Here is an 8,258-nt window from a genome sequence, read left to right on the forward strand (position 1 = left end):
ATAATATCTAAATTTACTTTTAGAAAAACGCTGATCATTGGTTTGAGTATAACCCTTACGCACGAACTGTTGAGATACATAGATGATGGTATTCCCATAGATTCTTTTGACATTTTGTTTTCCTTATTTGGAGGACTTTGCTCTGTGCTGGTTTATGTCTGCTTGATTAAAATCTTTAGTAGAAAATAAATTAATCTAAAATTAGATGCGCTATGAACATATCTGAATTTGGAGTTAAGGAACTAAAAACTCACGAATTATTAATTGATGGAGGAGGCCGAATTGCCAGACTGGCAGGAATAATAAATAATATACCCAAAACACCCTCGAAGGAAACAGAATAATTCCAGCAGACCACATAAACAAAAAAGTAACAAAGAACCACTGCCCTAAAACTATCGCATGCCACACGTGCCAACCATAATCCCTGCAAAAGTCATAAAACATTTTCCTGCTTCTCGTTATTTTTGCTTTTTCGAAAAAAAGAGACCGGAAAGATGCCCCACCGAATAAAAGTTTTTGCTGCACTCACTGCCACTATGCTCTTTTGGGCTTTTTCATTTGTATGGACCAAAGTAGCATTTACCGTTTTTACACCTGTTTCCACGATATGGCTGCGACTGGTGATCAGTTCGCTGTTTATTTTCGGATACCTGTTTTTAACCAGACGTTTTCAGCCGCTGCGTAAGGACGATGTAAAATGGCTGCTGGCTCTCTCCTTTTTTCAGCCGTTCCTGTATTTTATGGGCGAAAGCAACGGATTGAATTATATTCCCTCCACCATGGGATCGGTTATAGTGAGTACCATCCCTCTTCTGGCTCCCATTCCTGGTGTATTGTTTATGAACGAGCGGTTTTCGTGGCTTAACCTGGCAGGGATAATCATTTCTTTTTCGGGGGTTGGTCTCATACTGTTTGAGAATGGTTTTGAGCTGACTGCTCCCATGGAAGGACTTCTTTTTATGGCTCTCGCTGTATTTTCAGCACTGGCATATTCGGTGGTGATCAAGCGAATGGGCAATCGTTACTCACCGGTTAATCTGACGGCATGGCAGAATTTATTTGGCATCGGATTCTTTTTCCCGTTTTTCTACATTAACGAATGGGAACGTTTTATCAGCACACCTGTAACGGCTGATGCACTGGGAGCACTTTTACTTCTGGCCATATTTGCATCGTCTTTTGCATTCATTTTCTTTGCCTACGGAATTTCTCGTATCGGAGTCACCCGTGCCAACGTTTTTGCCAATATGATTCCGGTTTTTACCGCTATCTTTGCATGGATTGTACTGGATGAAGCCCTGACCGTTAAGAAACTGGCCGGAATAGCCATTGTAATCGGAGGATTGTTTATCTCGCAGCTACGCAGGAACGGGATAACGCAACAATAGACTTTTAGATGAAATTAATTTAGTCCGTAGTTTTTAGTCAATAGTCAGTAGCAATATTTTAGAGGTACTGACATATTCAAGAAGCTAACAAAAGTGCATAAATGACATGTTTTGAGCGGTTTGTGGTTTTTGTTAAATAAAAGTAACCGACAGGAAGAAAGGAGAAATGGTAAATTTTATTGAAAAGGATTTTTCCTAAGACCACGGAAAGAGGTATTTCCCGTTAAATGTTTGGGTAAGCCGTTTCGGCAGTTAAGTTACTAACATCTTAAAATTCTTCTCAGCGTTTTAGCATCTTTGCGTTAAAGAACAAAAACATGGACTTAGATAAATTCAAAGAAGAAGCCTTTAACAAGTCAAAAGAGAACAAAGCGTTCCTGGAAAAACTGCGCCGGAAGAAGCCCAAAAACCTTGACGATGTGGTGCACCGGTTGCACGAAGAAGTCTTTGAAGAGATCAACTGCCTGGAATGTGCCAATTGCTGCAAAACTACCAGTCCAATTGTTATTGACCGCGACATCGACCGCATCGCCAGGCATCTGAAGATGAAACCATCGGAAATGATTGAGCAATATCTGAAGGAGGACGACGATGGCGATTATGTTTTCCGAGAAACTCCTTGTCCGTTTCTTATGCCCGACAACTACTGCATGATCTATGAAATTCGTCCCCGCGCCTGCCGTGAATATCCGCACACCAATCGAAGGCGGTTTCATCAGATACTGAAACTCACCTGGCGCAACACGCTCGTTTGCCCGGCAGTACTGGAAATTGTGGCGCGGCTGAAGCAAGAGTGTTGATGTTTAAACATGTATTCACCGTTTTATACTAACTTTGCCTGCAATAAAACCAAAGGCCGAAGCGTTAAAATATCAATTAAACCGAGCGATGCGACTTAGAAGAGTTATCTATATTTGCTTTATTTTACTGATGCCTTTATCAATCTTTGCCCAGCAGGGGGGCGAGTCTCTATTCGGCATCCTGCATCTCACCCCGTCGGCCCGGATGAATGCTTTGGGCGGCCATCAGGCGGCCCTTTACGACAATGACCCGGGAACGGCTTTATTTAACCCGGCCATGGCCGACTCTTCGTTTCATAAAAATGCTACCATCGGATTTTCTCCTTATGTTGCTGACATCAATTATGGTTATGCCGGATTTGCATGGCACATTCCCAAAACAGGCACTTTTTTTGGCGGTCTGAATCACCTGGGATACGGAAATATGATCATGGCCGACCAAAACGGTGAGATCAGCGGAACATTCAGTGCTGCCGAAACGGTTGTTTTCCTCGGTTATTCAAAAAAGCTATCACCGCTTTTATCTGCCGGTATTGCATTCAAGCCTGTTTTTAGTTCTATTGAAACGTATCATTCGTGGGGAATTGCAATTGATGCCGGCCTCCATTACCGTCACAGTAACAAAAGATTTCATGCCGGTCTTTTATTAAGAAATGCCGGACGTCAAATCAGGTCTTACAGTGAAAGTTCAGCAGAAACACTGCAACCCGATCTTCAAATTGGAGCATCTCTGAAACTGGAACATGCGCCATTCCGGTTCTCGTTAACCGCCCGGGATCTTTTGTCCGGGTCATTGGATTATGAGATTCCTGAAAACGAATATGGCATTACTGTTCCACAGCCCGAAAGTGCTGATGCCGGCTTTGGTGATTTGCTTTTAAGACATCTGGTTTTGGGGGTGGAATTTGTGCCTTCGGATAATTTCTATGTTGCCGGAGGATTGAATCCCCGAAGGCGACAGGAGCTTAAAGTCGATTCAAGAATATCAACAGTGGGATATTCCTGGGGATTTGGATTTCGCATTTATAAATTCCACTTTGCTTACAGTTCTGCCAGGTATCACTTGTCTTCCTCGTCCAATCATTTTTCCATCACCACCAATATTTCCGGTTTTTAGGCCGGAAAAATATGGATAAAAGAACGTTTCATTATCTTTGTGTACTATGCAAAAAGACATTGATTCCATAATTGTTGCCATTGACGGACATTCATCGTGCGGAAAAAGCACAGTTGCACGTGATTTAGCAAAGGTTCTCAACATAGCTTATATCGACACAGGTGCCATGTACCGGGCAGTTACCCTCTATGCTTTGCAAAACAACATTATCAAAGGCGGAGAAATAGATGAGAAGGCTCTGAAAAAAGTAATTGGAGACATTGACATACGTTTTCGGTCAAACCTAAGCAAAGGAAAAAGCGAAACTTACCTCAACGGTGAAAATGTTGAAGATGCGATACGAAGTCTGGAAGTAAGTAACAATGTGAGTCAGGTAAGTGCGTTAGGTTTTGTTCGAAAACGGTTGGTCGACCTTCAGCGCCTGATGGGTGAAAAAGGAGGAGTCGTTCTTGACGGACGTGATATCGGAACTGTTGTTTTTCCTGATGCCGATCTGAAAATATTCATGACCGCCTCGCCGGAGGTTAGAGCCCGTCGGCGTTACGACGAAATGGTTGCCAAAGGAGAAAGACCCTCTTTTGATGAGATTCTAAAAAACATAAAAGAACGGGATGAACGAGACAGCACACGCTCGGAAAGCCCTTTGAAAAAGGCCCGTGATGCAGTTGTGCTCGATAACAGTAACATGACCAGAACAGAGCAACTTGACTGGATTCTGGACAAGCTTGCCGAAAAAAGTATACTTTGATAAATGAGTTCTTCTGACAACAAAAACAGGCAAACCTTGCATGTAGAAATCGACGATCAGTCGGGTTTCTGCTTTGGAGTGGTACGCGCTATCAGCAAGGCCGAAGAGGAACTTGGTAAAAACGAAACCATATATTCACTGGGAGACATAGTCCACAATGATATGGAAGTGGAACGGCTGCAAAAAATGGGAATGAAAACCATTGATCACCATGACCTGGAACAATTGGAAGATGGCACCGTATTTTTCCGTGCTCATGGAGAACCGCCCGAATCTTACAAAACCATAAAAGAAAAGAAACTTAAATTGATTGACGCTACCTGTCCTGTAGTGCTACGACTGCAAAAAAAAGTTCAGGCTGCGTGGGAAGAGATGAAGAAAAAACGCGGACAAGTTGCCATTTTCGGGAAAATAGGCCATGCAGAGGTTAAGGGTCTTTCGGGGCAGACCAACCATGAAGCCATTATCCTGGAAAAAGAAGAAGATGTTCGTTTGGTAGACCCCAGCCGACCGGTAGTCTTGTTTTCACAAACCACAAAAAGCCCCGTAATATTCAACAACATAGCAGACGCGTTAAAAAGACGTGCCATGCCCGGAGTGGAAGTCAGGGTTCATGACACCATTTGCAGGCAGGTTTCGAACCGGGCTCCTCATCTTCGGGATTTCGCATCGAAACACGATGTGGTAATCTTTGTTGGCGGAGCAAAAAGCAGTAATGCCCGTGCACTTTATGACGCCTGTTTCTCAGTGAATCCGCAAACCCATTTCATCAGCAGCCCCGACGACCTGCAACCCCTGTGGTTTGCTGCAAGACCCACAAGTACCGGTGTTTGTGGAGCTACTTCGACGCCCCTGTGGCTGATGGAAAAAGTGGCTGAAAAAATCAGAACGTTTTGAGAAGACGGAAGCAGAAAGCGTGTGGCATGGGGCAGAGAGCATGGGGCAGAGAGATTTTCGTATGTTTTTTTGCAAAATACTTTCAATCAATAGCCCGTTAGATTTTTAGATATAAGTAATCGACAGGCAGAAGTTTGCCAGGCAGAAGGCAGAAGTGTTAAATTTTGCAGATAAGAATTTTACCGTTAGTACCGAAAATTGGCCTGATAAGCAAAAATCCAACTCCGCAAAACAAATGATTGATATAGAGTGTTTTGTAATTTGAGTTAGATAAAAGATGATTCATATAATATTGATATACTGCATTTTAACAAAAACAACCTTTTAATCGCAAGCAATTGGTTTGCAACGTATTGTAAAAGTTTAGCAAACTGTTGTTCAATGGTACGTTAAAATAGGGTCTAAACGCAGAGACGCCATGAGGCAAAGTTTTTTATGAGAGAGTTATGCTTTTTGTTATTGATTGTATAATCAATTAATTATCAGTTTTTTTGCAAAAATTGACAAAGTATTGTACTTTAAAACAATAGAAAATATGAGCACCCTAAAGAGTGTAGGTTTACTGACATCGGGAGGAGATGCTCCCGGGATGAATGCCGCCATCCGGGCAGTAGTCCGGGGATGTATCTATCACAATCTAAGAATTTTCGGGATCAGGCGCGGATACCAGGGAATGATTGACGATGACATAGAAGAAATGCAATCAAACTCGGTGAGTAATATTATTCAGACAGGAGGGACTATTTTAAAATCTGCCCGCAGCATGGAGTTCAAGACAGCCGAGGGACGAAAGAAAGCTTTTGAAAACCTCCGTAAAAGGGGGATTGATGCGCTGGTTGTTATAGGTGGTGACGGGACATTCACAGGGGCCCGGATTTTCGGTGAGGAATATGATATGCCCATTGTTGGTATTCCAGGCACTATCGACAACGATCTTTACGGAACCGATTATACCATTGGTTATGATACAGCCTTAAATACCGTGGTAGAGGCAGTAGATAAAATCAGGGACACTGCCACAGCCCACAGTCGCCTTTTCTTTATTGAAGTAATGGGACGCGATGCAGGATTTCTCGCATTGCGAAGCGGCATTGCTTCCGGGGCAGAAGCCATTTTGGTTCCCGAAGTAAAAACAGACTATACTCAGTTGAACCATTTTCTGGAGAACGGATTTAAGAAATCAAAAACCAGCAGCATTGTATTGGTTGCCGAGGGAGACGAAATAGGAGGGGCCATCAAAATCGCAGAAAAAGTAGGGAAGGCTCATCCCGAATACGATGTCAGGGTTACCATTTTAGGACATATTCAGCGTGGTGGCTCCCCCTCGGCATTCGACAGGGTAAGCGCCAGCCGGCTGGGGGTATCGGCTGTTGAAGCACTGCTGGCAGGGAAGAGAAGTATTATGGTTGGTCTTTCCAACAAAGAGGTCATTCACACACCGTTTAGTCAGGCATTAAAAAATAAGAAGGCGCTGAATCCTCAATTGCTGGAGTTAACGAATATTCTTTCAATCTAATGAGTGTCTGACCATAAAGTACCATTTGCTGTGTTACGCTCACCGCCAAAATACTCATTGACAAAAAGTAAACTCCGTTTTTGGCGGCATCGCAAGCCTTGCAACCGGCACTTTCTGAACAGACACACTTATTGTGAAAATATTTTTGTGAGTTTATAGACACGCACTAATGAACATCCCAATCCTGACGGATGTTCGTTATTGGAAAGGAACAGTATGAACTATCTGGCACATCTCTATTTATCAGGTGATGACGCGAAGCTGCTCGTGGGAAATTTTATTGGTGACTATGTAAAGGGCCGACGCTTTACACGATACTCGGGTGTCATGCAGACAGGGATTCTCCTGCACAGGCACATCGATTCCTTCACCGATAATCACCCTGTGTTTCAGCAAAGCAGCTCTGTTTTCAGAGACGGATACAGGCGTTATGCAGGGGTGGTTTGTGATATCATTTACGACCACTTTCTGGCCGCCAACTGGAGGGTGTATTCAGAAGTTGATCTGCACAGCTTTGTAGTACGGGCGCACCGGATTTTAATGCAGCATTATTTTAGTTTGCCGTCAAAAGTCAAGCAGTTTCTTCCGTTTTTAATCAAAAGCAGAAGATTGGAGAATTATCAACACATCGAAGGAGTGGAAAAAACACTGAACATTATGTCGGCCAACTCATCTCTTCCCGATAAAACATCATTTGCTCTGAAACAGCTTCAATCACATTATGACGAGCTTCAACAACAATTTTCGGAGTTTATGCCGGAAATAAAAGCTTCAGTCAGAGCTTTCATGGTTGCTCCGGACCGGTTTATCAGCTTTAACCATCCTGCAATTTCCTGAAAGGTCTTTCCGTAACTCAATATTTCTGAAGCCATAACCCGCAAGAAGTTTTCTAACCGGCTCTCCAAAATCACGATTTATTTCAAAAAAGAGTTTTCCGTTTTCATTAAGTGCCGTATCAGCATATTCGGCAATAGCTCTGAAAAAAAGCAGGGGGTCGGAATCACTGACAAAAAGAGCAACATGAGGTTCATAATTCAAAACATTGGATTGCATCAATTCTTTTTCAGACTCCCTCACATAGGGAGGATTGCTTACAATAACATCAAACGGTTTTATGTCAGAGGACGACAGATTCAAAACATTTTTCCTTTCTAAGTGGATTTTCACTTCGTTTATATGCGCATTCTCAGCAGCCGTGTTCAGAGCATCCTGAGAAATATCCCATGCTGAGACACAGGCCTTTGGCAGCATTTTAGCGAGGGCGATGGCAATACAGCCACTTCCGGTGCCGATATCCAAAATATCAACAGGTTTGCCCGGCGAAACACTTTGAATAATCCATTCCACCAATTCCTCAGTTTCGGGACGTGGCACCAGTACAGAAGGATTTACTTTTACAGGGAGACCAAAAAACTCCGTTTTACCCAGTATGTACTGTATGGGTTCATGGTTTATTAATTTTTCAAGGGCCTTTTGTACGAATAAGTGTTCCGAATCGTTTAATTTTGTGTGATCATTAAGCATCAATTCTGTCTTGGACCAGCCAAACAGATGCTCAAAAATAAGCCATGCAAACTGAAAGGCCTCATGTGGAGGATATACATCAGAAAGTTCCTGACGTATTTTTTGGATAAATTCTTTTACTGTTGGCTGCATAGGCGAATTATTAAAGGAGCAAAAATACAATAGATAAAAAGAACATGGTAAAATTGTCGTAATAGATCATTAGTTTTTCAGATATTAGATGAGCCCGGTCTAACCTGCATTATTCATAAATTATCTATTACGA

Annotated in this window: 9 protein-coding genes; 8 read left to right on the forward strand and 1 reads right to left on the reverse strand. The window is 42.7% G+C overall.

The window, feature by feature from the left end:
- Positions 1 to 212 precede the first annotated feature (212 nt).
- The 8 genes from OQ5_RS24010 to OQ5_RS0101070 all read left to right on the forward strand — a co-directional run bounded on the left by OQ5_RS24010 (position 213) and on the right by OQ5_RS0101070 (position 7,306).
- Positions 213 to 344 carry a hypothetical protein gene (locus OQ5_RS24010; RefSeq protein WP_016775709.1) on the forward strand — a complete coding sequence of 44 codons (132 nt, stop codon included), beginning with the start codon at positions 213 to 215 and terminating at the stop codon, positions 342 to 344.
- 153 nt (positions 345 to 497) lie between these two features.
- The gene (locus OQ5_RS0101040; protein ID WP_044107225.1) at positions 498 to 1,391 is read left to right on the forward strand and encodes a DMT family transporter; all 894 of its coding nucleotides are present in this window, start codon (positions 498 to 500) and stop codon (positions 1,389 to 1,391) included.
- A gap of 317 nt (positions 1,392 to 1,708) precedes the next feature.
- On the forward strand, positions 1,709 to 2,191 hold the full coding sequence (locus OQ5_RS0101045) for a YkgJ family cysteine cluster protein (protein ID WP_016775711.1): 483 nt from the start codon (positions 1,709 to 1,711) through the stop codon (positions 2,189 to 2,191).
- An 88-nt stretch (positions 2,192 to 2,279) separates the two neighbouring features.
- Positions 2,280 to 3,308, forward strand: coding sequence for a type IX secretion system protein PorQ (gene porQ / locus OQ5_RS0101050; protein WP_026055055.1), 1,029 nt, complete (start codon positions 2,280 to 2,282; stop codon positions 3,306 to 3,308).
- A 46-nt stretch (positions 3,309 to 3,354) separates the two neighbouring features.
- On the forward strand, positions 3,355 to 4,056 hold the full coding sequence (cmk, locus tag OQ5_RS0101055; RefSeq protein ID WP_016775713.1) for a (d)CMP kinase: 702 nt from the start codon (positions 3,355 to 3,357) through the stop codon (positions 4,054 to 4,056).
- 3 nt (positions 4,057 to 4,059) lie between these two features.
- Complete coding sequence (locus OQ5_RS0101060) at positions 4,060 to 4,953, forward strand: 4-hydroxy-3-methylbut-2-enyl diphosphate reductase (RefSeq protein ID WP_016775714.1); 894 nt, start codon at positions 4,060 to 4,062, stop codon at positions 4,951 to 4,953.
- A gap of 535 nt (positions 4,954 to 5,488) precedes the next feature.
- On the forward strand, positions 5,489 to 6,469 hold the full coding sequence (gene pfkA / locus OQ5_RS0101065) for a 6-phosphofructokinase (protein ID WP_016775715.1): 981 nt from the start codon (positions 5,489 to 5,491) through the stop codon (positions 6,467 to 6,469).
- Positions 6,470 to 6,685: 216 nt separating this feature from the next.
- Entirely contained in the window at positions 6,686 to 7,306 is a 621-nt protein-coding gene (locus OQ5_RS0101070) for an ACP phosphodiesterase (protein WP_016775716.1), read from the forward strand.
- Here the strand turns inward: OQ5_RS0101070 and prmC are convergent.
- Positions 7,241 to 8,125: a peptide chain release factor N(5)-glutamine methyltransferase gene (prmC, locus tag OQ5_RS0101075; protein WP_016775717.1), complete on the reverse strand. Its 885-nt coding sequence runs from the start codon at positions 8,123 to 8,125 to the stop codon at positions 7,241 to 7,243. The genes OQ5_RS0101070 and prmC overlap by 66 nt on opposite strands.
- Between the last annotated feature and the right edge of the window lie 133 nt (positions 8,126 to 8,258).

The sequence above is a fragment of the Anaerophaga thermohalophila str. Valhall genome (assembly GCF_000250735.1).
Lineage (GTDB): Bacteria > Bacteroidota > Bacteroidia > Bacteroidales > Marinilabiliaceae > Anaerophaga > Anaerophaga thermohalophila_A.